A 24,809-nucleotide genomic window follows, 5' to 3' on the forward strand; every position below is an offset into this window, starting at 1 on the left:
GCCAGGGCTTTCCAGCCCCACGACGCGGCGGCCCGCCCATCCGGGCCGGAAAAAGGACCGACTCCTCTGGAGCGGTCCTTTTTCGTTTCGCCCGTTGCTTTCATCCGGCGAGGGTGAAGGCCGCCGGCGGCTTGCCTTGGCGCTGGCGGTCCAGCATCGTCAGAAACGCCTGGTCCAGCAGGCGCGTGTAGGCGTTCATGTCGAACAGCGGCCCGCTGTCGCGTTCGGCGCGCAGCCGGTTCCGAACGGCTTCCAGTTCGGCGCGGTTGTTCGCCCAATGAAAAACCGCGCTTCCGTACCGCTCCAGCGACTCCGTCGCGAAGTCGGGCAGGCCCGCGGTGTGGAGCAGGCTGGCGGCGACGCGCGATTGCAGCGCCCGTCCCGGGCACGTCACCACCGGAAGCCCGACCCACAGCGCGTCGCTCGCCGTCGTGTGGGCGCCGTAATACAGGGTGTCCAGCATCAGGTCGGCGTTCTGGAGGCGGGACAGGTGGTCCTCCAGCGTCGGTGCCCAAGGCGCGAAGACGATCCGGTCCGCCGCAACGCCCGCTGCCGAGGCCGACCGGAGCAGATTCCCTTCCGCTTCGGCGGTTGTCCGGGCGAGCCACAGCACGGCGTCTGGAATGTTGCGCAGCAGGGCCATCCAGACCGACCAGATCTCGGGTGTGATCTTGTAGGCATTGTTGAAGCAGGCCAGCACGAAACCGTCCGCCGGGAGACCGCAGGCCGCCCGCGGCGGGGCCGGCGGCGGGGCATACCGGCGATCCCGTGGCAGGAAGCAGCGCGGCATCCGCGCCACTGCCTCGGTGAAACCGCTCTCCAACTCCGGCGGCAGGGCGATGGGATCGGCGATGATGTAGTCGATCCAGGGCGCGCCCAGGGTGCCGGGATAGCCGAGGAACTGGACCTGCACCGGTGCGGGCTTCGCGGCGAGGATGTGAGGCCGCGGATGGCCGGTGTAGCCCTTGAGGTCGATCAGCAGGTCGACGCCGTCCCGCCGGATCGTCTCGGCGGCCGCCTCCGCGGTCAGGGAGTCGATGTCGATGAAGCGATCAACGCCTTCGCGGATGCGGCGGCGCTCGACACCGTCGTCTTCCGGTCCGTAGCTGTAGGCGAGCACCTGGAAACGCGACCGATCGTGCAGCGCCAGCACCTCGGCCAGCAGCTGCGCGACCGGGTGCTGGCGGAAGTCGTTCGACAGGTAGGCGATGGTCGCGACGCCCGTTCTGGCCGGTTTTGCCTTCAGCCGCATCGGCTTCGTCCGGATCGTCCGCGCGTGCGCCCGCGCCGCCTCCAGCAGCGACCCGGCGGAAACGCGGTGGGACAGCATCATGGAGGCCTGGACCGCGACGCCCTGCGACGCGATGCTTTCCAGCGCCACCGCGTCGTCGTCGAAGCTGGACCAGTCGCAGGATCGCTGCTTCGTCTGGATCAGCCCGACCGTAGCCGTCGGATTCTGCGGGGCGATCCTCAGCGCGCGGCGGTAGGCGTCCGTGGCGGCGGCCAACCTGTCCCGACCCTTGAGGGCGGTCCCTAGATTGAACCACACCGCCGGGGCGTTCGGCGCCGCCGCCGCCGCCTGACAGGCCCGGCGCTCCGCCTCTTCGAGCCGACCCAGTTGGAACAGAGCCGCCGAAAGGCTGAGCAGCGTGTCCGGACTCGCCGGTTGCAGCGACCGCGCCTGTTCGAGCACGCCGGCAGCACGGTCGTAGGCGCCCATCCTGAACAGGGTGTTGCCGATGTTGAGCAGGATTCCGGGATGGTTCGGATCGTGGCGGCGTGCCAGCTCGAACGCGCTTAAGGCATCGTCGTAGCGCTGGTTCGCGAAGGCCGCGTTGCCGACCGCCGCATGGAGGTCCCGCCCGAACCCCGCGATCTGCGGAGTCAGGGCGGCGCCCCTGGTGGCTTGGTCGAACAGCGCGACGGCGCGCCCCAGATCGCCTTTTTGGGCCAAGGCCAGTGCGTCCGACAGTTTGCGCATGTCCGGCGCGGAGGAACCGCCGGACTGCCTGTTCTTGTTCATGGTCGATACAACCCGGATTGCTTCGGTTTACGCAACACACCGAACCGGGCTGCGTTCACCGCAGTCCGGTTCGTGCGAGCCGCACCGCCGTCGCGACGCGCTCTAAAGGTTATGCTATCGCGGCGCCACCCCGGGGAGGAGAGCGTTGTCGTCGGACCTGCTTCCATACGCAGGTCGTGCCGGCAGGCCGTGCTGGCGGAGCCCGTCAGGCGTCCCCGGCGATCTCCGCCAGAAGCTGGACCTGGAAGGACAGCAGGAAGGCCGCCCGTTCCCGCGCCCGCGCCCGGCCGGCCGGGGTCTGCATGGTGTTGGGCAGCAGCAGCAGCTTCGCCTTGAAATGGTCCAGCGCGTATTGCAGATCGTCCAGCGGGCGGGTCTCGGCCATCGGGTCCTCGCCGTGGAACAGCGCCCGCTTCATCAGGCCGGAGGTGGCGAAGCAGCGGGCGATGCCGATGGCCCCCAGGCTTTCCAGCCGGTCGGCGTCCTGGACCAGCTTCGCCTCGACGGTCAGCGGGGGAATGCCGGCGGAGTAGCTGTGCGCCTCAATGGCATGGCGGGTGGCGGGGATCAGGGCGTCCGGGAAGCCCATGCCGCGCAGAACCTCCTCCGCCCGGTCCGCCGACAGGCGGGAGGCGCGGCTGCGGTCCGGATGGTCCTTCGGCACGTTCACGATGTCGTGGAGCAGGGCCGCGGCCAGCACGACGAGCATGTCGGGCGGCGGTCCGCCGTCCCGTTCGGCCTCCGCCGCGGCCAGGGCCTTGGCGGTGCGCCAGACGCGAAGAAGATGGTCGACATCGTGGGCCGGGTCCTCGGCCACGTTGGCGCGCAGCCACGTGGTGATGGAGCTTTCCCAAACATCGACATCGCTGAGCACAACATCTTTTGGCATGAGCGCTCGTCCTCTTTCGTGCTTTTTACATAATATGGGGAGGGGCAGGGCTGTTGTCCCGAAATCATTTGTGGGCGGGCATCCCCCACCCCGAATCGGGACTCCGAAATCAGTTCCCCCCTCTCCGGAATGGTTGCATCGCGCCGAATGCCCGATGACCGCGCGCCGTCCCACCGTTAAGGTGACGCCCGCCCGGACCGGGCCGACCGACAGGCAGAGGGGAGACATGCAGCCGATCATTCAGGTGCGTGGGCTGGAAAAGACCTACGCCACCGGCTTCCAGGCGCTGAAAGGGGTCGATCTCGACATCCGCCGCGGCGAGATCTTCGCCCTGCTGGGACCGAACGGGGCCGGCAAGACGACGCTCATCAGCACCGTCTGCGGCATCGTGAACGCCACCGCGGGCACCGTGACGGTCGACGGGCACGACATCGTGCGCGACTGGCGCGCCGCGCGCTCGCTGATCGGCCTCGTCCCGCAGGAGCTGACGACCGAGGCGTTCGAGAGCGTCTGGGCCACCGTCAGCTTCAGCCGCGGGCTGTTCGGCAAGCCGCCCGATCCCGCCCACATCGAGAAGGTGCTGAAGGACCTGTCCCTCTGGAACAAGAAGGACAGCAAGGTCATGGCGCTGTCCGGCGGCATGAAGCGCCGCGTGATGATCGCCAAGGCCCTGTCGCACGAGCCGCGCATCCTCTTCCTCGACGAGCCGACCGCCGGAGTGGACGTGGAGCTTCGCCGCGGCATGTGGGAGATGATCGGGCGGCTGCGCGACAGCGGCGTGACCATCATCCTGACCACCCACTACATCGAGGAGGCGGAGGAGATGGCCGACAGCATCGGCGTCATCTCCAACGGCCGCATCGTGCTGGTCGAGGACAAGGCCGCGCTGATGCGCAAGCTCGGCAAGCGGCTGCTGACCCTGCAACTTCAGAACCCGCTGGAGTCGATCCCGGCGGAACTGGCCGGCTACCCCCTGACCTTGTCCGGCGACGGGCGGGAACTGGTCTACAGCTTCGACACGCAGGACGACCAGACGGGCATCGCCCGGCTTCTCCGCAAGCTCGGCGACCACGGCATCGATTTCACGAACCTGCACACCGAGGAAAGCTCCCTCGAGGAGATCTTCGTCAGCCTTGTGAAGGAGCGGGCATGACCTCCCCCATCAACCTTCATGCGGTCAAGGCCATCTACCTGTTCGAGTTGGCCCGCACCTGGCGCACGCTGTTCCAGAGCATCGCGGCGCCGGTCATCTCGACCTCGCTCTATTTCATCGTCTTCGGGGCGGCCATCGGCGGGCGCTTCACGGCGGTGGACGGGGTGAGCTACGGCGCCTTCCTGGTGCCGGGCCTCGTCATGATGTCGGTGCTGACGGAAAGCGTGTCCAACGCCTCCTTCGGCATCTACATGCCGCGCTACTCCGGCACGATCTACGAGGTGCTGTCGGCCCCGATCTCGGCCTTCGAGACTGTGCTCGGCTATGTCGGGGCGGCGGCGACCAAGTCGATGATCCTCGGCGTGCTGATCCTGCTGACCGCCCGGCTGTTCGTCGACTACTCGATCCAGCACCCGGTCTGGATGGTCGCCTTCCTGGTGCTGACCTCGGTCACCTTCAGCCTGTTCGGCTTCATCCTGGGGGTCTGGGCGGACGGCTGGGAAAAGCTGCAGATCGTGCCGATCCTGGTGATCACGCCGCTGGCCTTCCTCGGCGGCAGCTTCTACTCGATCAGCATGCTGCCGCCGCTGTGGCAGAAGATCACCCTGTTCAACCCGGTCGTCTATCTGGTCAGCGGTTTCCGCTGGAGCTTCTACGGTCAGGCCGACGTGCCGGTGGGAATCAGCCTCGCCATGACCGCGTTGTTCCTGGCGCTCTGCCTGACGGCGGTCTGGTGGATCTTCCGCACCGGCTACAAGCTGAAGAACTGACCGGCCCGGACGGCGGGGATCACGCCCCGCCGTCCGGTTTCCCACCTTCCAGCATCCCGTGGGCGCGGTGCCACTCCTCCAGCGATTCAGGCGGGTAGTTGTCGCTTCGCTCGTCCCCCGACCCGGCCTGGACCGGAACCCAGTTGGCCTTCGATCCCAGCATCATGTGGACGTGGGCCGGTGCCTCCGGCAAAGGCGTGTCGATGGCGCTGGCGAAGGGGTGGACCAGTTCCGGCCACCGCGGGTCGCTCACCCACAGGGCGGAGCCGCAGCGCGAGCAGAAGCGCCGCTCGCCGGGGCTTTCCTCCCCGTCGATGCGGGCGTGGAAGACGGTGACGTGCTCCGCCCCCGTCACCGCCAGCGTGTCGGCCTTGGCCCCCAGATTGATGGCGTAGCCGCCCCCGCCCGCCGTCTTGCGGCAGATCGAGCAGTAGCAGCGCAGGTAGGGGGCCGGCGCGTAGGCGTCCACCGAGAAACGCACCGCGCCGCAGTGGCAGGACCCGTCGAGCTTCATCCGTCCTCTCCTCCGATCCTCAGGCGCCCGGCTGCGGCGCCGCACCCGTCCAACCCTCCCGGTCCGGGAAAGTTTCCGGAAGACGCGGCGTCGTTTCAAGTCACGGATGGCAGCAGGGCCGGCTCGATTTCCAGGCGGCAAAGCGCCGCGTGGCTTGCCTCACCAGGCCGCACATTGTGTGTAGCCACCAGCCCCAAGGGGGGAGAAGTTTACAACGGGTGGCAATAACCGCCCGGGAAACACCGCCAAGCTCCCGTCCTATCCGCAACCGGCCTTGCCGATGGCGACGGTCAGACGTTCGTAGCCGGCGCGCGTCAGGTGCACCGGGTCCTTGTAGAGCGGGCAGGCCCCCTCCGCCGGGCAGGCGTCGTGCAGCGGGGTGTAAGCGTCCACCACGCGCAGGCCAGGACCGGCAAGGGCGTCCAAACGCCGGTTCACCTCGATGATGCGCTCGGCGAAGGCGGCGTTGCCGTCGCGCCGTGGCAGCAGGGTGAGCAGCGTGACGCAGGCGCCGGGGGCGGACCGCCCCACCTCCGCCGCGATGGTGCCGATGGTGCCGGCGATCTCCGCGGCGGAGCGGTTGGGCAGGTCGTTCGTCCCGACCAGGACCAGAGCGGACTCCAGCCCCATGCCCGGCCCGAAGGCCTGCCGCACCCGCCACAGCAGGTTTCCCGTCGTATCGCCCCCGGCCCCGAAATTCATCGGTTCCGCGTCGAACAGCCGACGGGCGAGGTCGGGCGGCCAGCCGGCGATCAGGGAATCCCCGAGCAGCATCGCCTTCGGGTCCTGCCGCCGCAGCGTCTCCATGCGCTTGGTCAGCCAGTCCGGGTAGGGCGGCTGCGTGCGCGGCCCGACAGGCGTCTCGCCCGGTGCCGGGACGGCAAGGAACGCCACAATGGCGGCGACCCCGGCCCATCCCGCTCGGATGATCCGACTCACGCCGCCTTCGCCGGAAGGGCGACGGCCGGGACCTGCTCAGGGTGCAGCGCGGGCGGCGAGAGGTCCAGCACGGCGCGCTCCCCCGCGGCCAGCGGGCGCACGGCGTTCACGGTCAGCGAGACGGTCAGCGGTCCCTTCGTAGCGGGGGCGTCCAGCACGAGGTCGGTCGCCCGGCCGGGATGCACCTCGAACCTCTCCTCGGCCAGCGTCACACCGTCCTCCATGGCGATGGAAACGGCCACGCGGAGCGGAACGGAGTCCCGCAGGGGGCAGCGCAGGGTGGCACCGAGATGGAAGGCGCCGGGCGCATGGACCCCTGTCCAGCGCAGCGTGGTGCCGGGCCGCTCCGGATCGGGGCCGTGCAGGCGGAACAGGCCCTCGTAGGGGCGGCACCAGCTGTTGCCGTTCAGCAGACGGGCGGTCCCAGCGCGCAGGTCGCCCGCGACGGGCTTGCTCATGTCCTGATCGGGACCGAGGGGGAAGCGGAGCTGCACCAGCGCGTCCGGCGTGCCGATGCGCAGGGCGGCGTGGCGTTGCGTCCAGTCGTGGCAGGGGAACAGGCGCAGCGCGCCCTGGACGATGGAGAACCAGGACGCGGCGTCGATGTCGTCCGCCTGATGATAGGGAGCGAAGCGGGTGACGTAGCCGCGCATCAGGCCGGGCCGCTGCCAATCCACGCGGCCGGTGCGGGCGGGATCGTCGGTCGCCTGGACCTCCAGCAGGGCGAAGTCGTCGTGGCCCGCCAGGGCGGCCAGCGCCTCGTACAGCCCGTCGATGGTCGTGGGGGCGATGCCCGGGTTCGACTTCACGACGAAAATGACGCCGCCCATCGCCGCGCGCGCGGTGAACTTGCCCTGGAGATACTGGATCTTGCGCGTCTCCCGGCGGTGCAGGGCGCGCCGCGTCGCTTCGTCGTCGCGGAAGACCAAGCGCCCGCCGGTCATGTCCGACTTCATGTCGCTGTGCCAGCCGATGCCGTAGGTGGAATCCAGCACCATGCCGGTGCGCAACGGCGACAGATTCTCGAACCGGTACATGCCTTCGAAATTGGCGCGCAGCTTGGCCAGAAGCTGGTCAGGCTTCATGGAGGCCCAGCGGAACAGGCTCCCCGCCTCGCAGGACAGCCGGCGCAGGACGAAGCCGAATTCGCAATTGTCGCCCAGACTCTCGAACCGCAGAAGGTCGTCCGCGCCGATGCCGATGGTCATGCTGCTGTCCCGTTTCGCTGCCAAGCCGTGGTTTCGGCAAGCCTAGCGCGAGCCGGTCGGGCCGCGTCAACGGGTGGTGGCGGCGGCGCCGAAAAGATCACCGCGAATTCGAGGCAATACGTTCGGACTATCCGGCCGTTCAGACTGTCCGGGTGACCTTGCGCAGATGGCGGGGACGGTCGGGGTCGAAGCCGCGCGCCACCGCCAGCCGGGCCATGAAGGGGTAGAAGGCCTGGATCGCCGCGATGGGATCCAGCACCGGGTGCAGCGGAGGCGGCAGGGGCAACGGCGTGTCGGCCAGAGCGAGCGCCCGCTCCTCGGCGGAAGCGACCAGCAGATGGGCACCGGCCTCCTTCAGCGCGCGGGCGGTGTCCAGCACGCCGTCCAGCGTCTCGTCCCGGACCGCCACGACCAGCACGGGGAAGCCCGGCTCGACCAGCGCCATCGGGCCGTGCATCACCTCCGCCGCGCTGAAAGGTTCGGCGTGGGTGGCGGCGGTCTCCTTGAACTTCAGCGCCATTTCCTGGGCGATGGGATAGCTGCGTCCCCGCGCGACGATCAGCAGGCTGGACACGGATTCCAGCACCGGCAGCGCCGTCGACCAGTCCGCAGCACCAGCCCGCTCCAGCTCTCGGGGCAACCGGGGAAGGGCGTCGAGAAGCGTCTGATCATCCGTCCAGACGGCGGTCAGCCGCGCGATGGCGGCAAGGCTGGCGACGAAGCTCTTGGTCGCGGCGACGCTGCGTTCCGGCCCGGCGTGCAGGGGCAAGGGATGGGCGACCCGCTCCGCCAGCGGCGAGCCCTCCGTGTTGACCAGCGCCGCCGTCAGAGCGCCGCCGGCCCGCGCCGCGTCCGCGACGCGCAGCAGGTCGGGGCTCTGTCCCGATTGGGAGATGGCCAGGACGAAGGCGTCCCTCACACGCAACTCCGCCCCATAGGCCGTGACCACCGACGGCGCCGCCGAGGCGGTGACCAGCCCCAGCGCCGTCTCGAACAGGTAGCGGGCGTAGCTTGCGGCGTGGTCGCTGCTGCCCCGCGCGATGGTCATCGCGAAGGGCGGTGGGACGGCCCGCAGCCGGTCGACCAGGGCCGCCACCGCCGCGGCGTCGGAGTCGAGCAGGCGCCGCACCGCTGCGGGGGCGGTGGCGGACTCCTGCATCATCAGGGAAGCGCTGGTCATGGATCGGCCTCCGTTCCAGGCCGATCATAACACGGCGGTGCTGCTTGTCTCACGCCGGCCCGGTCGGGGCCTTCGCCAGGACGGCGGCGTCGGAGGCGTCCATCTCCTCCGCCGGGGCGGGCTCGGGCTGGGACGGTTTCCAGTTGCGCAGCCGGTTCACCATCGCGCCGGCCTGGGTCTTCCAGCGGTCGGCCTGGGCGCGCATCGATTCGCCGCCCTGGACGAGCAGGCGGCTGGGCAGCGGGCCGGGCGTCTCGAAGGTGCCGATGTGAAGCGTCTCGACCGGGTGCTTGCCGGCGAGGCCGCGCTTGAACTGATAGACGCCGGGGTTGGTCTGGGCGTTCACCCCGTGCAGGTCGTAACGCAGCCCGCCGTTCGCCTTGATCCACAGCAGCGCCCGCCATTGCAGCAGGTAGGCGGCGTTGACCCGCAGCCCGGCTTCCAGCGTGGCGGAGTTCTGCATCTGTCCGGTGGTGCCGAACAGCGACACGACGACCCCGGCCACCGGCCGCCCCTCATGCATGGCGAGGAAGGCGCGCATCTTCCGCCGCGGCGGCAGCGCCTCGTTGATGCGGGTGAAGGTGCGGCTGTCGTAGGCTTTGAAACCCTTGCGGCGCTGGGTCTCGACGAAGATGTCGTCGATGGTCTCCAGCAGTTCGGTGTGGGAGCCTTCGACGACCTCGATCCCCATCCGCTCGGCCTTGTTCAGCCCGCGCCGCCAGTGGTGGGACAGGTTGGAGCGCAATCCCGGCTCGTCCGGCGTCAGGTCGGTGATGAAGGTGCGGTAGGGGGCCTTCTCCTCCCGGAACCGCATCCCCAGCGAGGCGAGAGCCGCCGTCACCGCTTCTCCGTCCGCCTGCGAGACATGGGGCAGCAGGCGCAGCATCAGGCCGCGCCGGTCCGCGTATTCCGCCTTCAGCGCGTGCAGCGCGGTCGTCAGGGCGGCGTGGTCCGGTTCCTGGCCGCGCGGGTGCCACATCGGCCCCCACATGACCAGCGCCAGGCCGCCGATGCCCGGCACGCGGCGCAGCAGCACCTGCACCGCGGCCACCGGCCGCCCGTCGCGCCGAACGACGAGGTGGCTCAACTCGCGCCCGGCATGGGCGATGCGGCCATAATCCCAGGTCTGGAAGATGTTGGCGTCGTCGAAGCCATCGAGGATGGCGTACCAGCCGCTGCGGTCGACCCGGTCGATCTCGATGGAGGACGCGGGGCACAGGACATCGCCACCAAGCGCGTCGGTGTACATTCAGGTTTCTCCCCTGGAATTCACGGCGATCGTTTCTTGTGGAAGCGTTTGGTAACGGTTGGACGTTTGGTCACACGGTTCCGCCGGAGCGGTAGAAGGTGCTGAAGGCGGGGCGGGCCGAGAAGGCGGCCTGCGGGATGTCGAGCAGACGGCGCAGCCGGTCGCGCACCGCCGGCTCCAGGACCGCGGCGACCAGCAGGGCCACGGCGATGGACAGGGCGCCGCCGGTCACCGCCCCGGCCATGGAGGAGGCACCGGCCTGCATCGCCAGCGCCTTGGCCGAGCCGCCGATCACCTCGTGCAGCAGGTAGAGCGGGTAGGTGGCCAGCCCGACCACGCGCAGCAGCGACAGGATGGATGGCGGCAGCGTGGCGATCTCCGCCCGCCAGCGCGCCGAGGCGACGATGGCGAGGAGCGACGCACCCCAGATCAGCAGCGGATTCATCCACAGATCGGCGAGGTTCAGCGGGACGGGCGAGCGCTCCACGAACTCCACCGACCGGGCGGTGATCTCCAGCGGCGCGGCGATCAGGGCCAGCAGGGCGGCGGCCATGCCCGTCCGGGTCAGCTTGCCGCGCGACCACAGCCACAGGAAGATGCCCAGCGCGAAGAACACGCCGTGGCGCAGCAGCGTCATGTTCAGCATGCCGTACTCGAACTCCAGGAACGGCATTTGGACGACGCCGAAGACATGCAGGCTGTAGACGCCGAGATAGGCCGAACTGGCGGCGGTGAGCGCCATGGCGAACTGCGGCAGCCGGTGGAAGTTCCCGCTGAACAGCAGCAGGAACACCGCTCCGTAGAAGGCGATCTCGACCGGCAGCGTCCAGTAGGCCGACGCGATGTAGGGCCCGGCGGGCGCCAGCGTGAAGGAGGCGATGAAGCGTCGCGCCAGATCCGGGTCGGGGCCGGGCATGAGCACAAGAGCGACGAGGCACAGGATGGAGCAGACCCAGGCCGCCGGATAGAGGCGCAGCAGACGCGACCGGATGAAGGCGACCGGGGTGGCGTTGTTGGCCGAATTCGCGATGACGAAGCCCGACACCACGAAGAAGACCTGCACCCCGGCCCAGCCGGACCACATGACGTCGGCGACCGCGGGGTCGCGCCAGGTCAGGTGGAAGCCGGTGACCAGCAGGGCCGCGGCGAAGCGGACCATGTCGATCCCATAGACGTAATCGGCCCCGGTCCTGTGACGGGCAGACCCGTCTCCTGGCAGAGTTTGCTTGATCGGCGTTTCAGGCACGATTCCTCCCTTCCCGCATGGGGATTCCCATGTGCGGGTTCTCGACGTCTGTTGATTCCGGAAGACGAGCGCGGTGCGGCCTCAGGACGCAACTTGCGTGCTGCCGGGGAGCATACCCGCTGGTGGGCGCGGATACAGGGGCCCGAACGGATTCAACAGGAAATCTGCGGGAGTATACTGTTCAGATGATCGACCGTTACCGAAGCCATGACGCAAAGGGATGCGCTTGGCGCGAACGGTCCGCCCGATCCCGGGCGCCCTACCGTGAAGGGATATGACGGAGAGCGAATGGCACACGGCCCGTCCCCGGTCGGGCCGGGAACGGGCCGTGTGCTTGCCGGCTGGATGGCTTCCTGCCGGCGCCCTTCCGCCCAGTGGTTTACTGGTAGTTCAGGCCGCCGTTGATGTTCAGGGTCGAGCCGGTGACGTAGCCGGCGATCTCCGACGCGAGGTAGGACACCGCGCCGCCGATCTCGTCCGGACGGCCCAGGCGCTTCATCGGAACGCTGTCGGTGATCGCCTGGCGGATGTCCTCACGGATGGCCATGACCATGTCGGTGCCGATGTAGCCCGGCGCGATGGCGTTGACGGTGACGCCCTTGGTCGCCAACTCGGCGGCCAGCGCCTTGGTGAAGCCGATCACGCCGGCCTTGGCGGCGGAATAGTTGGTCTGGCCGGCCTGGCCCTTCACGCCGTTCACCGAGGAGATGTTGATGATGCGGCCCCAGCCGCGCTCGGCCATCTTCGGCGACACCTGCTGGGTGACGTTGAACAGGCTGCTCAGGTTGGTGGCGATGACCGCATCCCACTGGGCCTTGTCCATCTTCGCGAAGAACTTGTCGCGGGTGATGCCGGCGTTGTTCACCAGGATGTCCACCGGACCCAGGTCGGCCTCGATCTTGGCGACCATCGCCTTGCAGCTTTCGAAGTCGGAGACGTCGCCTTCCGCCACGTAGAACTTGAAGCCGAGGGCTTCCTGCTGGCCCAGCCAGGCGGCGGCCGGCTCGAAGTTCGGCAGGCAGTTCGCCGCCACGATGCAACCGTCCTTGGCCAGGGCCTGGCAGATGGCGGTGCCGAGACCGCCCATGGCACCGGTGACGAGCGCGATCTTCTGAGACATTACAATCGCTCCAGTAATAGAAACGGCCAGCTCCTGGTGAGGCAAGCCCGCTGGTGAACCGCAGAAGCAAAGGGGTTGCTTCTTGTTACGGATGCTGTCGTGCCAATGGTCCTTATGGGGGGGCCATCAACCGCGGCGGCAGGCATAACATAGAACAAGTCCGCCTCCGGGCCAATGCGCTGCAACATCGCAGATGCGAGCGGGGGCGATTTTTCACAGGAATGTCAATAAGAAATGTCTTTTCATGGCCTTACTGCACCGCACCAAGTGGTGTGACCAGTCGGATTCGGCTCAAATCCGCAGGATTTTCTCGCCCGCCTTGAGCGCGAGCGGGAACAGCCTGGGCGCCACCGCCCCCAGAAGCCAGGGCCGCAGCTTCGCCAAGGCGGCCGGCGCGGCGAGAAGGGCGAGCGTCGCGCCGCTGTGCGCCCACCGCCCGGTGGTCATTTGTTCGAAGCCGTTCCACAGCAGGACGGCACCGCTGCACAGACCGGCAGTGGCGGTGACGGCTTCTCCCAGCGCCTGGAGCGCGTCGATACCCCACAATGGGTTCGCCGTGGTGACACGCCCCACCAGCCGGCGCAACTGCGCGCTCAGACGCGCCGCGGCGGCGGCGTCGAACCGCCCGTCCTCGACCGCGGGGCGGGGCAGGGCGACCAGGACGTCGCCGTCGGGCTGGATCGACACGCGGACGGAGACGGTGCGCAGACCGCCGCCGGTCCCGTCGCCGGGCGCTGGCACGGCCACCGGCACGCGCAGGCCGATCGTCCGGCCGCCCTGGGCGAAGAACTGCAATGCCAGGGCAATGCCATGGCCGCGCCGCGGAATCAGTCCCGTCTTGCCGTGTCGCAGCCTCCCGACCATCTCGGCCAGGGCGTCGCGCCGCCAAGTGAACCCGTGCGGGAGGTCGCTCAGGATGCGGCGGCGCAGCGGGCTACCCCGTGTCTCCCACCAGGGTGTTCACCGCTTTTCCGGCGAACCGGCCCAGTGCGTCGATCAGGAAGCTCCAATAACGGAAGGAGACGTCCACCGCGTCCTTGTGGACGCCGATCATGACGCTGCTGCCGGCGTTGTCCCGGCCCTTGAGAAGGCGCGTGACCACGTCGCCGTCGATCTGGATCGTCGACTGCATGACCACCAGCTCGGTCCCCACGTCCCAGGCCTTGCGGATGGTCACCACATCCGCGGTTTTCAGCACGGGCATGCGGCGGACCTCCTCGTCCATGCCGCGCAGATAGCTCACGGTGTCCAGCCCGCGCCGCCGCAGCACATCGTTGATCTGGTCGGAGTTGCGCTGGATGCGCATCAGGATCGGCGGCGTGTCCGGGTCGATCAGAGCCGCGGCGGACACCACTTCGGCGGTGGCGCCCGGCTGCCGGGCGGTGTCCAGGGTGCGGTCGGTCATCTCGCGCAGCCAGCTCGCCACCTCGCGCAGGTCGTCGAAGACCTTCAGCGTGGTGCCGCGCGCCGGGTCGTTGCCCGGCAGGTCGCGGCTGAGGAAGAACGGGTCGTAGCGGTCGGGCCGGGCGGCGTCGGACGGCGGGACGAACGGCGCCAGCCCCCAATGGAAGGATTCCGAAATCTGGCCGGCCCAGGGGGCGAGGATCGCCGTCTCGCGGCTGCCGAAGACTTCCAGCTGCTCGCACAGGAAGACATAATATTCCTGTGCCAGATCGATCAGCGCGTCGCCCGCCATCGGCATCTTCTCCGCCGAGATGCCGGTTTTCAGCACGGTGTTGATTTCAAGCGCGAGAAGGTTGCGCGCCAGATCGACGAACTGGGACATCGGCCACCTTGCTGGGTGAGGGGAGGGCGACTGCGACTGCGGGAACGGTCCCCCGCAGGTCCGGGAGACGGGTCAGCTCGGGCGGCCGGAGATCTGGACGGCCAGATCGCGGATCGCCTTCAGGTTGGTGATGACGATGTCGCTGCTCTTGGTCACCTGGGCGAGGTGGAACTCGGTCAGGCTGTGATAGGCGGTGTTGGTCGCGAAATCACGGCTGATCAGGTTCTCGATGTCGCCGGTCACCAGGTTGACCTGCGTCTGGAACGCCTCAATCGTCGATCCGGACCTCGGGCGGCAGGTGAAGCCGACCTGATCGGGATCATCCTGGACCACCTCGATGTCGGCGATCGCGGTCACCACCGTCAGCGTGACCAGCCGGTCCAACTTGTCCGCGATGGTGTTGAGCAGGGAATTCGCCTTGCCCTGTTCGTTCTGGATGACCGCGGCGCCGCTCGGCGGCGCCGCGGTCGGTGCCGCAGGCGTTTGTGCAACCGGAAATTGGGTGGTGGAAGCGGTCGGGGTGGCGACGGCGGTATCGGACATGTCTGTACCCTTCTGGGGACGGATGACGCAGGTCTGTCAAGCATCGCGCAAAAGACGAGTTCTGTCCAATGACCGCTATCGGTGCGAAAGTGTGACGGGAATTTTCTATTTCACGGAAATCCGCGGGGTGGTCAGTCGTGAAGAAGCGCGTCGATGGCATCGCGCAGATCACGCAACTCCTGCCGCTGGTCCTCGGCCAGCGCATGGCCCAACGCGCGAAGGCTGTGGATCTTGTCCACATTGCTGCGCAACGCACGCAATGCGGGTGCGGCGGAGGGGGCAGCCAAGCGTGCGGCCTTGCGCTCCTGCTTGGCGTTGCGGACGTCCTTGACGGTCAGGCCGTCGCCGGCCCGTGCCCAGAGCGCGAGCTGGATCGCCTCGTCGGGCAGTTCCGCCAGTTCCATGAGAAGGGAGACGGAGACGGCAGGCCGGTCGGGAGCCTCCTCCAGAATGCGGGCGGGCAGGCGCAGGATGCCCAGCAGGCGGGCCACATATTCCTGCGACTTGCCGATCAGGACGGCAGCCTGCTCCTGCGTCAGCCCCTTGTCGCCGATCAGCTTGGCGAGCGTCAAGGCAAGGTCGATGGGGTGCAGGTCGACGCGCTGGGCGTTCTCGATCAGGGCCAGCGCCTGGACGTCGTCGGTGTCGATGACCAGCGCCGGGATGGTCTCCCGCTCCAGGGCGCGGAAGGCCCAGTAGCGCCGCTCCCCCGCCACGATCTGGAAGCGGTCGGGAGCGACCTCCCGCACGTTGATCGGTTGCAGCAGCCCCCGCTCGCCGATGGAGGCGGCCAGCGCGGCGATGTCGGCCCCGCGGGCGTTGCGCCGCGGCTGGTCGGGGTTCGGCTCCACCTGCTCCAGCGGGATCTCGCGGTGGCGCATCTTGCCGGACAGGCCGAACAGGGCGGCGTTGCTGCCCCCGCCGCTGCCGGTGCGGCTGAGCGCCCGCTTGAACAGGCCGGCGTTGGAGGTGTCGAGCTTACGCGCCATGGCGCATCTCCTCCCCGGCGAGCGCCAGCAGGGCGTCCGCGATCTCGCGGTAGCTCTCCGCGCCGGCGGAGTTCGGGTTGTAGGCGAGGCCGGGGCGTCCGGCCATGACGCTCTTGGAATAGTCGGCGGCCCGCTTGACCGGGGAGAAGAGGTGGAGTTGCTCCGCTGCGGCAAGCTCGCGCAGCTCCTTCATCACCGTCTCGTCCTGGAGGCGGCGCGGGCTGTACATGGTCGGCAGGACACCGAGGATCTGCAGGCGCGGATTCACCAGCTCGCGCACGCCGGCGATGGTCTCGAACAGCTGCGGGATGCCCATCATCGACAGCATCTCCGTCTGGGTCGGAATCAGGAGTTGGTCGGCGGCGTTCAGCACCGAGACGGTCAGCTCGCCCAGATGCGGCGGGCAGTCGAGCACCACGAAATCGTGCTGGCCGGCGAGCTGCGCGATCTTGGCGCGCAGGATCAGCGTGCCGTTGGGCTGGCGCAGCAGCTCCCGGTCGGTCGCCGCCAGCGAGATGGAGGAGGGCAGCAGGTCGAAGGCGCCGTCGCAGACCGGGGTCATGAATTCCCGCATCGGCCGGCTGGCCTTCAGCGCGTGGGTCAGGGTTGCCTTGGCCAGCTCCCGCTCGTGCGGGTCGACGCCCAGATGCACGGTGGCGTTGGCCTGCGGGTCGCAGTCGATCAGCAACACGCGCCGTCCCGACTGGGCGAGCAGCCACGCGACGTTGACGCAGGTGGTCGTCTTGGCGACTCCGCCCTTCTGGTTGGCGGCGCAGAACACCACCGGGGCCGCCCGCACCGCCGCCGCCGCGGGGATGCCCACCGGCTCCGTCGCGGTCTTCAGGGCACCCGCGACGATCTGCGGAATCCGCTCCGCCCCGGTTTCCCAACGGGAGATCTTGGCGCGGTCGTAACGCCGGTTCAGCCGCTCGTTCAGCCAGCCGACCAGAGCCTGCTGGTTCATGCCGCGCTGTTCGCGGTAGCGGCGCAACTCTTCGCCGCTCATCTCGTGGGCCACGGGGGCATCCCTCGTTTGGGGTGGTCGCGCGGGCACCATGAGTCATGTTGACGGTGGTGTCAACCGCCGTGCTGCACATGTGATGACGCTTCGCAACGGACGGGGATGTGCGCCCCGGCGTGGAACTCCGCATGGAACAAGGGGGCGCGCTGCGGCTTTCCTGTGGTGCGAAAGGCCGCTATGGTCGCGGCCGAAAATCCTGCGCCAGGAATCGTGAGGGAGACCCAATGGACGCCGACTCCATCCGCGCCGCCTACCGGCGCTACGCGCGTTTCTATGACCCCGTCTTCGGAAACCTGCTGGCGTCCGGCCGGCACGCCGCCGTGAAGTGGATCAACCGCCGGGGCGGCCTGCGCGTTCTGGAGGTGGGCGTGGGCACGGGCATCTCCTTGTCCGACTACCGCAAGGACAACCGCGTGGTCGGCATCGACCTGTCGTCGGAGATGCTGCGCGTCGCCCAGGACCGGGTGGACCGCGAGCGGCTGGAGAATGTGGAGGGGCTGCTGGAGATGGACGCCGGCAAGCTCGCCTTCGCCGACGGCAGCTTCGACCTCGTGGTCGCCATGTATGTGATGACGGTGGTTCCCGACCCGCAGGGCACGATGAACGAGCTGGAGCGCGTCTGCCGTCCCGGCGGCGACATCCTGATCGTCAACCACTTCGCCGCCGACAAGCCGGGCATCCGCCGCTCTGTGGAGAACTGGATGGCGCCCTTCTCCAAGAAGCTGGGCTGGCGGCCCGACTTCACCCTGGACACGCTTATGTCCGGCTCCCGCCTGACGGTGGAGGAGTTGCAGACCGTTCCGCCCTTCGGCCTGTTCAGCCTGCTGCACTGCCGCCGCGAGGCCGCCACCCCCGCCTGACGGGCCGGGGCATAAGCGTCAGGGAACTCGACCGCGGCCATTGGAGTTTCCCTTCCGGACCTGGATCGACCGGGAATGGAAGGAGCCCCATGGCGCGGTGGTGCGCGTTGCTCCTGGCTGGAGTGCTGACGGCCGTCCCGGGGCTGCCCGCCGCCGGTGCGACGGTGACGCTTGCCTGCAGCGGGCTTGGCATCAGCTTCGACCTGTGCCGCGACGGCGCCCAGGAGTGGGCGCGGCGCAGCGGCAACGAGGTGCGCTTCGTCTCCCCGCCCAAAGGGGCGAGCGAGCAGCTGGCGCTCTACCAGCAGCTTCTCGCCGCCGGGTCGCCGGACATCGACGTGTTCCAGATCGATGTGGTCTGGCCGGGCATCCTTGGAAACTATTTCATTGATCTGAAGGACCGCGCCGGGCCGGAGGTTGTGCGCCAGCATCTTCCGGCGATGATCGAGGCCGCGACAGTCAAGGGGCGGCTGGTCGCGATGCCCTGGTTCGCCGACGCCGGTGTCCTCTATGTTCGCAAGGACCTGCTGGAGGCCCACGGGCGCCCGGTGCCGCAGAGCTGGGAGGAGCTTCAGGACACCGCCGCCCTGATCCAGCGGGCGGAGCGCGCCGCCGGGCGCGACCGCATGTGGGGCTATGTCTGGCAGGGCCGAGCCTATGAAGGGCTGACCGTCAACGCGCTGGAATGGATCGCCAGCCGCAACGGCGGCACCATCGTCGCCCCCGACGGCGCCATCACCATCGACAACCCGCAGGCCGCCGAGGCGCTGGCCATGGCCCGCGGCTGGGTCGGCTCGATCAGTCCACCCGGGGTCCTCAACTATATGGAAGAGGAGGCGCGCGGCGTCTTCCAGTCCGGCAACGCCGTCTTCATGCGCAACTGGCCCTACGCCTGGACGCTGGTCAACGCGGCGGACAGCGCGGTCGGTGGCAAGGTCGCCGTGGTGCCACTGCCTAAGGGCGGGCCGGAAGGGCGCCACACCTCCACGCTCGGCGGGCAGTTGCTGGCGGTCAGCAAATTCTCCGCCCATGCGGACGAGGCCGCGGACTTGGCGCTGTATCTGACCGGCTTGGCCGAGCAGAAGCGGCGGGCGATTCACGGCGCCTCCAACCCGACCATTCCGGCGCTCTACGAGGATGCGGAGGTGCTGGCCGCCAACCCCTTCTTCGCGGCGCTGGCCGACTCCATCGCCAACGCGGTCAACCGCCCGGCCCAGGCGACGGGCATGCGCTACAACCAAGTGTCGGCGGAGTTCTACGCCAACGTCCACGAGGTGCTGTCCGGACGGCAGGACGCCAAGGCGATGCTGCCCGAGCTCAAGGAGGCTCTGGTCCGCATCAGCCGGGGAGGGCGCTGGTGAGCGGTCTTCCGCATTCCAGCCTGGAGCGGCAGAGGCGCCGGGCGGCGTGGCTGTTCCTGCTGCCGATGCTGGTGGTACTGGCGGGGGTGGCCGGCTGGCCGTTGTTCCGCACCGTCTTCTTCTCCTTCACCGACGCGACGCTCGCCACGCTGGACGGCTTCCAGGGGGTGGGGCTGGACAATTACCTGTGGCTGGTGCGCGACCCCGTCTGGTGGCGGGCGGTGTGGAACACGCTGGTTTTCACCGTCGTCTCGGTGGGAATCGAGACGGCGCTGGGGCTGGGCATCGCGTTGATCCTGAACGCGCATCTGCCGGGGCGCGGGTTGCTGCGCGCCGCCGTGCTGATCCCCTGGGCGATCCCCACCGTGGTGTCGGCCCAGATGTGGGGGTGGATGTTCCATGATCTCTACGGCGTGGTGAACGCGATCCTGATGGGGCTTGGGCTGATCGCCGAGCCGAGGGCCTGGACCGCCGATCCCGATCTGGCGCTGCCGGTGGTGATCGCGGTCGACGTCTGGAAGTCCACGCCCTTCATGGCGTTGCTGATCCTGGCCGCCCTTCAGATGCTGCCCCGCGACCTCTACGAGGCGGCGCGGGTGGACGGGGTGCATCCGGTGAAGGTGTTCGTCCGCATCACGCTGCCGCTGATCCGTCCGGCGCTGATGGTGGCGGTGCTGTTCCGCACGCTGGACGCGCTGCGCGTGTTCGACCTGATGTATGTGCTGACCGGCAACAGCCGCTCCACCATGTCGATGTCGGTCTATGCCCGGCAATATCTGATCGACTTCCAGGATGTGGGCTACGGCTCCGCCGCGGCGACCCTGCTGGTCCTGGTGCTGGCGGCGGCGACGGTGCTGGCGGTGACGCTCGGCCGCGTCCGCGTCGATGCGGGGAGGTGAGGGGATGGGCCTGAGACGCATCGCCTTTGCTCTTGTGGTTCTGGGGATCGTCGTCTGGGCGGTGTTTCCCTTCGCCTGGGCCATCGTCACTTCGCTGAAGGCGGGCAGCGCGCTGTTCACGGTGGAGGCTTGGCCGTCGCAGCCCTCGCTGGCGAATTACGCGGCGATCTTCAAGGAGCAGCCCTTCGGGCGGAACATCCTGAATTCGCTGATGGCCGCTTCGGCGGTGGTGGCGCTGTCGCTCGGGCTGGCGGTGCTGGCCGCCTACGCGCTGGGGCGGGTGCGCTTCCGCGGGCGGGGGCTGCTGCTGTTCGTGGTGTTAGGCGTGTCGATGTTCCCGCAGGTCGCCGTGCTGTCGGGCCTGTTCGAGCTGGTGCGCTGGCTCGGCCTCTACAACCGGATCGGCTCGCTGGTGCTGTCCTACCTGATCTTCACGCTGCCCTTCACCGTCTGGGTGCTGACCACCTTCATGCGCGAGCTGCCCAAGGAGCTGGAGGAGGCCGCCATGGTGGACGGCGCCGGTCCCTTCGTGATCGTGACGCGGGTGTTCCTGCCGCTGATGGGGCCGGCGCTGGCGGCGACCGGGCTGCTCGCCTTCATCGCCGCCTGGAACGAGTTCCTGTTCGCCCTGACCTTCACCCTGACCGACGACGCGCGCACCGTGCCGGTGGCGATCGCGCTGATGTCGGGGGCCAGCCAGTACGAACTGCCCTGGGGCCAGATCATGGCGGCGTCGGTGGTGGTGACGGTGCCGCTGATCGGGCTGGTGCTGCTGTTCCAGCGGCGGATCGTCTCCGGCCTGACCGCCGGCGCTGTGAAGGGGTAGGGCGATGGCGGGCGTCACGCTGCGCGGGGTGCGCAAGAGCTTCGGGCGGATCGAGGTCATCCACGGCGTCGACCTGGAGGTCGCGGACGGCGAGTTCGTCGCCTTCGTCGGGCCGTCCGGCTGCGGCAAGTCCACGCTGCTGCGGCTGATCGCCGGGCTGGAGGAGCCGAGCGCCGGAGACCTGTCCATCGGCGGGCAGCGGGTCAACGACCGGCCGCCGGCGGCGCGCGGCATCGCCATGGTCTTCCAGTCCTACGCGCTTTACCCGCACATGACGGCCTACGACAACATGGCTTTCGGCCTGACCCTGTCGCGGACCGACAAGGGGACCATTGCGGAGCGGGTGCGCGCCGCCGCCCGGCTCTTGCAGATCGAGGATCTGCTCGACCGCAAGCCGCGCGACCTGTCCGGCGGGCAGCGCCAGCGGGTCGCCATCGGGCGGGCCATCGTGCGCGAGCCGCAGGTCTTCCTGTTCGACGAGCCGCTGTCCAACCTTGACGCCGGCCTGCGCGTGCAGATGCGCCTGGAGATCGCCAAGCTGAAGGCCGACCTGCGCGCCACCATGATCTACGTGACCCACGATCAGGTGGAGGCGATGACCCTGGCCGACCGCATCGTCGTGCTGAACGCCGGGCGGGTCGAGCAGGCCGGCACGCCGCTGGAGCTGTACCACCGCCCACGCAACCGCTTCGTCGCCGGCTTCATCGGCTCCCCGGCCATGAACTTCCTGGATGTGGTCTCGGAGGGGCGGGCGGACGGGTCGGTGCGGGTGTGGTTGCCCGGTGGTGTGCCGCTGGATGTCGCCGTGGACGGCGCCGCGCCGCCGGCGGGCACACCCCTGACGCTCGGCGTGCGGCCGGAGCATGTCGGTTTGGCCGATGGCGGGGCCGGACTGCTCGCCACCATCCTGGCCGTGGAGCGGCTGGGCGGCGAGACTCATTGCCACGCCGCGCTGGAGGACGGGCAGCGGCTCCTGGTCCGCCTGGACGGCGACCGGCCGGTGGCGGCGGGCGAGCGCTTGCGCTTGAACCTGCGGGGCGAAACCGCGCATCTCTTCGGTGCGGACGGGCAGAGGCTCTGAGCGCCGAGGCGGGGTGAGCTGCACCGCTTTCGAATGAACTTGCGGGCGAAGCGGCGGTCAGCTTGAATGCCGCCATGGACATCATGACTCCCCGGCAGACCGACATCCTGGCGCTGGCCCGCACGCAGGGGCGCGTGCTGGTCGACGATCTGGCCACCCGCTTCAACGTCACGCCGCAGACCATCCGCAAGGACCTGAACGAGCTGTGCGACCGCCGCCTGCTCCAGCGCGTCCACGGCGGCGCCGTCGCCGGGTCGGGGGTCGAGAATCTCGGCTACGAGGCGCGGCGGCTGATCGCCCAGGACGAGAAGCGCGCCATCGGCCGTCGCGCGGCGGAACTGGTTCCCGACAGCTCCTCCCTCTTCATCAACATCGGCACGACGACGGAGGAGGTGGCCCGCGCGCTCCAGGGGCGCAGCGGGCTGGTGGTCATCACCAACAACATCAACGTCGCCAACCTGCTGCGCCCCGAGCCGCACATCGAGGTGATCGTGGCCGGCGGCGTGGTGCGGCGGTCGGACGGCGGCATCGTCGGCGAGGCCGCCATCGACTTCTTCAACCAGTTCATGGCCGACTTCGCGGTGATCGGCGCCTCGGCCATCGACGAGAGCGGGGCGCTGCTCGACTTCGACTACCGTGAGGTGCGGGTGTCGCAGGCGATCATGGCGAACGCCCGCCACGTCATCCTGGTCGCCGACCGTGGCAAGCTGGAGCGCACGGCCCCGGTGCGCATCGGCCACATCTCCCAGGTCCACACCTTCGTCACAGACGTCCTGCCCTCCGACCGGCTGGCCCGCATCTGCCGAGAATCCGGTGTGCGGGTGGAGGAGCTGTTCCCCGACCGCGCGACGGAGCCGGAACCCCAGGACTGACCCTTACACCAGCCAGACCCAGGCGGTGACGACGAGGAGCAGCGACGCCGTGGAGGCGACGCCGATGGGCAGGGCCAGCCGGTAGATCGCGGATTCCGCCTTGGTCAGCCCGAGGAGGCTGGAGGCGAGCACGATCCGGCCCGGCGTCAGCAGCGTGCAGACGCTGCCGGCCACCACCTGGATGGCGGCGGCGGCGATCAGCGGCAGGCCGCTGCCCGACGCAAGGTTGACCTGGATGTGCATCATCAGAGCGTTCGACGCCGTGTTGGAGCCGGTCAGCATGCCCGTCGCCGCCCCCAGCACCGGCACGGCCAGCACGGCGGCGGAGCCCGCCAGCGCCTGCCACGCCTGCCCGAAGGCCGTGGCCCCGCCGGAGGCGGCCATGAAGGCGGCCAGCTCCACGAAGACCAGCGTCGCCGCCATCGGCACCAGCGCCGCGCGCAGGGCGGGGACCGCCACCGGCAGAGCGCGCCCGCGCGGCAGGCCCGCCAGCATGACCAGGGCGATGGCGACCAGCCAGGTCGAGGGGTGGCGCAGCAGGGGCATCGGCGCCAGCCCGCCGAAGGGGTCGAGCACCAGCCAGTCGGCCGTCCAGTCGGACAGCGGCGGGACCAGCCGGGTCGCCATCAGCCCGCCGACCAAAACCACGTAAGGCCACAGCAGGGCGAGCAGCCGCGAGAGGCCGGCGGCGTCGCGCGGCAGCCGCCGCGCCTCAACCGCGACGAGCAGCACGGCCGTCGCCAGCCCGCCGCCCAGTTCCGGCGCCACGAAGCGGTTGGTCAGCCAGAGCAGCCCGGCCAGCGCCAGCATCAGGGCGAAGTCCCTGGCGCGGTCGATCGGGCTGGAGGTCAGCCCGGCGCCGTGGATCAGCCGCCAGAACACCAGCAGCAGGCTGGGCAGCACGACCACCATCAGAGCGGCGCTGGCCGTCCCCAGCTCGGTGAAGGACACGCCGATCAGCTCCGCCCCGACCCGCGTGCCGACGCCCAGCGCCCCCCAGGGGGCGAGCATCTGGCTGAACAGGCCCAGCGCCGCGGCGTGGGCCGGCGGCAGGTTCAGCGGGCGCAGCATGGCGAGCGCCACGACCAGCCCGACGCCGAACCCGGTCACCGATTCGGCGAAGGGGCCGGCGAGCAGGCAGGCGACGAAGACGGCGCGGCGGCGCTCGGCCGGGGTCTTCGCCTCGCTCCGCGCTTCGGCCTTGACGGCGCGCGCTTCGAAGGCGCGGTGGAACAGCAGGCCCGCCGCGATGATCGACATGGCGTGCCACGCCAGCCACGCTCCCTCGCCGGCCTTCCGCGCCACGGCCGGGAGCAGGTCCGGCAGTTGGGTCAGCCAATCCGCAGCGCCGCCGCCGCCCGGCTGCGCCACCATCAGGGCTGCCAAGAGCACCCCGGCGGCCAGCGCCATGCCTGCAGTCCCGGCGGTCAGCATGCTGACACGCCGCGATACGAGCAGGGCGACGGTGGCGGCGAGCGGCAGGAGATGGAGGGTCAGGGGCATGATCGACACTGGGGACCGTGATTGAAGCGTGCTGATATACTAATATCGGCACGCTTCGGCCAGCCCCATCGGTCTTTGCGCGGCAGCCCCGCGCGTCCGGCCCTTCCCCCCGCAGGCTCAGGCGCCCTTGGCGCCGCGCAGCAGGGCGATTTCCGACAGAAGGTCGTCGATGGCGGCCAGAGCGAAGTCCAGGGCGGCCTGATCGGTCAGCCGGCCATCCTTGATCTTCTCGTGCACCATGCCGATGACCACCTGCGGACGGGCGATGACCCGGCCCATCATGCCGGACAGCGTCTCGCGCATCTCGTGCTGGGCGCGCACGCCGCCGGTGAAGGCGGGGGAGGCGGTCATGATGAGGATCGGCTTGCCCCGCACCGGCGATTTCATGGCCGGGCGCGATGCCCAGTCCAGGGCGTTCTTCAGCACACCCGACATGCCGTAATTGTATTCCGGGGAGATGATGACCAGCCCGTCGGCCGCGGCGATGGAGTCGCGCAGCGCGGTGGCCGGGGCGGGGGTGTTCTCCGCGTCCAGGTCGGGGTCGTAGGGCGGGATGTCATTCAGGGGGAACAGCGCCATTTCCGCCTTGCTGTCCGCCTTGTTGCCCAGCGAGCCGGCGAGCGTGTTCAGCACCGCGGTGCAGTGGGAGAGGCGGCGGATGCTGCCGGAAATCCCGAGAAGGCGGACGGGCTTGGCGGTGTCGGTCATCGTGGCTGTCCTGTTGCGGTTTGAGAGGGCTGTCCGTTCCAACGGCGCGCGTGGCGGATGGTGCCGCCC

General features: G+C 69.2%; 24 protein-coding genes. 8 read left to right on the top strand and 16 right to left on the bottom strand.

From position 1 onward, the window contains the following. Positions 1-100: 100 nt before the first annotated feature. Together FHW79_RS11765 and FHW79_RS11770 are read right to left on the bottom strand one after the other, a co-directional pair. Positions 101-2,023, bottom strand: coding sequence for a glycosyltransferase family 41 protein (locus tag FHW79_RS11765; protein ID WP_183179083.1), 1,923 nt, complete (start codon positions 2,021-2,023; stop codon positions 101-103). Between the two features lie 205 nt (positions 2,024-2,228). Further along, a complete protein-coding gene (locus tag FHW79_RS11770) occupies positions 2,229-2,912 on the bottom strand; it encodes an HD domain-containing protein (RefSeq protein WP_183179084.1) in 684 nt (227 codons plus the stop codon). A 226-nt stretch (positions 2,913-3,138) separates the two neighbouring features. Between FHW79_RS11770 and FHW79_RS11775 the strand changes: the two genes are divergently transcribed. Together FHW79_RS11775 and FHW79_RS11780 are read left to right on the top strand one after the other, a co-directional pair. Continuing rightward, the gene (locus FHW79_RS11775; RefSeq protein ID WP_035680117.1) at positions 3,139-4,065 is read left to right on the top strand and encodes an ABC transporter ATP-binding protein; all 927 of its coding nucleotides are present in this window, start codon (positions 3,139-3,141) and stop codon (positions 4,063-4,065) included. Further along, positions 4,062-4,835 carry an ABC transporter permease gene (locus FHW79_RS11780; protein ID WP_200478491.1) on the top strand — a complete coding sequence of 258 codons (774 nt, stop codon included), beginning with the start codon at positions 4,062-4,064 and terminating at the stop codon, positions 4,833-4,835. The genes FHW79_RS11775 and FHW79_RS11780 overlap by 4 nt, the downstream gene beginning before the upstream one ends. A 19-nt stretch (positions 4,836-4,854) precedes the next feature. On the opposite strand, the gene FHW79_RS11785 is transcribed toward FHW79_RS11780, so the two are convergent. The 12 genes from FHW79_RS11785 to FHW79_RS11840 form a co-directional block, all read right to left on the bottom strand. Then, complete coding sequence (locus FHW79_RS11785) at positions 4,855-5,349, bottom strand: GFA family protein (protein WP_183179085.1); 495 nt, start codon at positions 5,347-5,349, stop codon at positions 4,855-4,857. Positions 5,350-5,607: 258 nt separating this feature from the next. Continuing rightward, a complete protein-coding gene (locus FHW79_RS11790) occupies positions 5,608-6,288 on the bottom strand; it encodes a GDSL-type esterase/lipase family protein (protein ID WP_183179086.1) in 681 nt (226 codons plus the stop codon). After that, entirely contained in the window at positions 6,285-7,496 is a 1,212-nt protein-coding gene (locus tag FHW79_RS11795; RefSeq protein ID WP_183179087.1) for a hypothetical protein, read from the bottom strand. The genes FHW79_RS11790 and FHW79_RS11795 overlap by 4 nt, the downstream gene beginning before the upstream one ends. A 139-nt stretch (positions 7,497-7,635) precedes the next feature. Continuing rightward, positions 7,636-8,676, bottom strand: a complete 1,041-nt coding sequence (locus tag FHW79_RS11800; RefSeq protein WP_183179088.1) for an SIS domain-containing protein — start codon at positions 8,674-8,676, stop codon at positions 7,636-7,638. A gap of 49 nt (positions 8,677-8,725) precedes the next feature. Then, a complete protein-coding gene (locus FHW79_RS11805; RefSeq protein ID WP_183179089.1) occupies positions 8,726-9,925 on the bottom strand; it encodes a peptidoglycan bridge formation glycyltransferase FemA/FemB family protein in 1,200 nt (399 codons plus the stop codon). A gap of 70 nt (positions 9,926-9,995) precedes the next feature. Continuing rightward, on the bottom strand, positions 9,996-11,171 hold the full coding sequence (locus FHW79_RS11810) for an acyltransferase (RefSeq protein WP_183179090.1): 1,176 nt from the start codon (positions 11,169-11,171) through the stop codon (positions 9,996-9,998). 379 nt (positions 11,172-11,550) lie between these two features. Next, positions 11,551-12,291 carry a beta-ketoacyl-ACP reductase gene (locus tag FHW79_RS11815; protein WP_035669664.1) on the bottom strand — a complete coding sequence of 247 codons (741 nt, stop codon included), beginning with the start codon at positions 12,289-12,291 and terminating at the stop codon, positions 11,551-11,553. Positions 12,292-12,582: 291 nt separating this feature from the next. Then, on the bottom strand, positions 12,583-13,155 hold the full coding sequence (locus FHW79_RS11820) for a hypothetical protein (protein WP_183179091.1): 573 nt from the start codon (positions 13,153-13,155) through the stop codon (positions 12,583-12,585). Positions 13,156-13,225: 70 nt separating this feature from the next. Further along, entirely contained in the window at positions 13,226-14,077 is an 852-nt protein-coding gene (locus FHW79_RS11825) for a hypothetical protein (protein WP_183179092.1), read from the bottom strand. Between the two features lie 72 nt (positions 14,078-14,149). Then, the gene (locus FHW79_RS11830; RefSeq protein ID WP_183179093.1) at positions 14,150-14,620 is read right to left on the bottom strand and encodes a hypothetical protein; all 471 of its coding nucleotides are present in this window, start codon (positions 14,618-14,620) and stop codon (positions 14,150-14,152) included. A 131-nt stretch (positions 14,621-14,751) separates the two neighbouring features. Then, positions 14,752-15,609 (bottom strand): ParB/RepB/Spo0J family partition protein, encoded by an 858-nt coding sequence (locus FHW79_RS11835; protein ID WP_183179094.1) that lies wholly within the window; start codon positions 15,607-15,609, stop codon positions 14,752-14,754. After that, on the bottom strand, positions 15,599-16,627 hold the full coding sequence (locus FHW79_RS11840) for an AAA family ATPase (RefSeq protein ID WP_183179095.1): 1,029 nt from the start codon (positions 16,625-16,627) through the stop codon (positions 15,599-15,601). The genes FHW79_RS11835 and FHW79_RS11840 overlap by 11 nt, the downstream gene beginning before the upstream one ends. A 227-nt stretch (positions 16,628-16,854) precedes the next feature. Here FHW79_RS11840 and FHW79_RS11845 point away from each other — a divergent pair, with 227 nt between their 5' ends. From FHW79_RS11845 to FHW79_RS11870, 6 genes are all read left to right on the top strand, one after another. Further along, entirely contained in the window at positions 16,855-17,490 is a 636-nt protein-coding gene (locus FHW79_RS11845) for a methyltransferase domain-containing protein (protein ID WP_183179096.1), read from the top strand. Positions 17,491-17,579: 89 nt separating this feature from the next. Beyond that, on the top strand, positions 17,580-18,851 hold the full coding sequence (locus tag FHW79_RS11850) for an ABC transporter substrate-binding protein (RefSeq protein WP_183179097.1): 1,272 nt from the start codon (positions 17,580-17,582) through the stop codon (positions 18,849-18,851). A 65-nt stretch (positions 18,852-18,916) separates the two neighbouring features. Beyond that, positions 18,917-19,750: a sugar ABC transporter permease gene (locus FHW79_RS11855; protein WP_211108248.1), complete on the top strand. Its 834-nt coding sequence runs from the start codon at positions 18,917-18,919 to the stop codon at positions 19,748-19,750. 4 nt (positions 19,751-19,754) lie between these two features. Continuing rightward, positions 19,755-20,576: a carbohydrate ABC transporter permease gene (locus FHW79_RS11860; RefSeq protein ID WP_183179098.1), complete on the top strand. Its 822-nt coding sequence runs from the start codon at positions 19,755-19,757 to the stop codon at positions 20,574-20,576. 4 nt (positions 20,577-20,580) lie between these two features. Further along, the gene (ugpC, locus tag FHW79_RS11865; protein WP_183179099.1) at positions 20,581-21,657 is read left to right on the top strand and encodes a sn-glycerol-3-phosphate ABC transporter ATP-binding protein UgpC; all 1,077 of its coding nucleotides are present in this window, start codon (positions 20,581-20,583) and stop codon (positions 21,655-21,657) included. Between the two features lie 74 nt (positions 21,658-21,731). Continuing rightward, on the top strand, positions 21,732-22,529 hold the full coding sequence (locus tag FHW79_RS11870; RefSeq protein ID WP_183179100.1) for a DeoR/GlpR family DNA-binding transcription regulator: 798 nt from the start codon (positions 21,732-21,734) through the stop codon (positions 22,527-22,529). 3 nt (positions 22,530-22,532) lie between these two features. On the opposite strand, the gene FHW79_RS11875 is transcribed toward FHW79_RS11870, so the two are convergent. Both FHW79_RS11875 and FHW79_RS11880 read right to left on the bottom strand, forming a co-directional pair. Next, positions 22,533-24,032: an L-lactate permease gene (locus tag FHW79_RS11875; RefSeq protein ID WP_183179101.1), complete on the bottom strand. Its 1,500-nt coding sequence runs from the start codon at positions 24,030-24,032 to the stop codon at positions 22,533-22,535. Positions 24,033-24,149: 117 nt separating this feature from the next. Next, complete coding sequence (locus FHW79_RS11880) at positions 24,150-24,740, bottom strand: NADPH-dependent FMN reductase (RefSeq protein WP_183179102.1); 591 nt, start codon at positions 24,738-24,740, stop codon at positions 24,150-24,152. Between the last annotated feature and the right edge of the window lie 69 nt (positions 24,741-24,809).

Source organism: Azospirillum sp. OGB3 (assembly GCF_014192915.1).
Classification (GTDB): domain Bacteria; phylum Pseudomonadota; class Alphaproteobacteria; order Azospirillales; family Azospirillaceae; genus Azospirillum.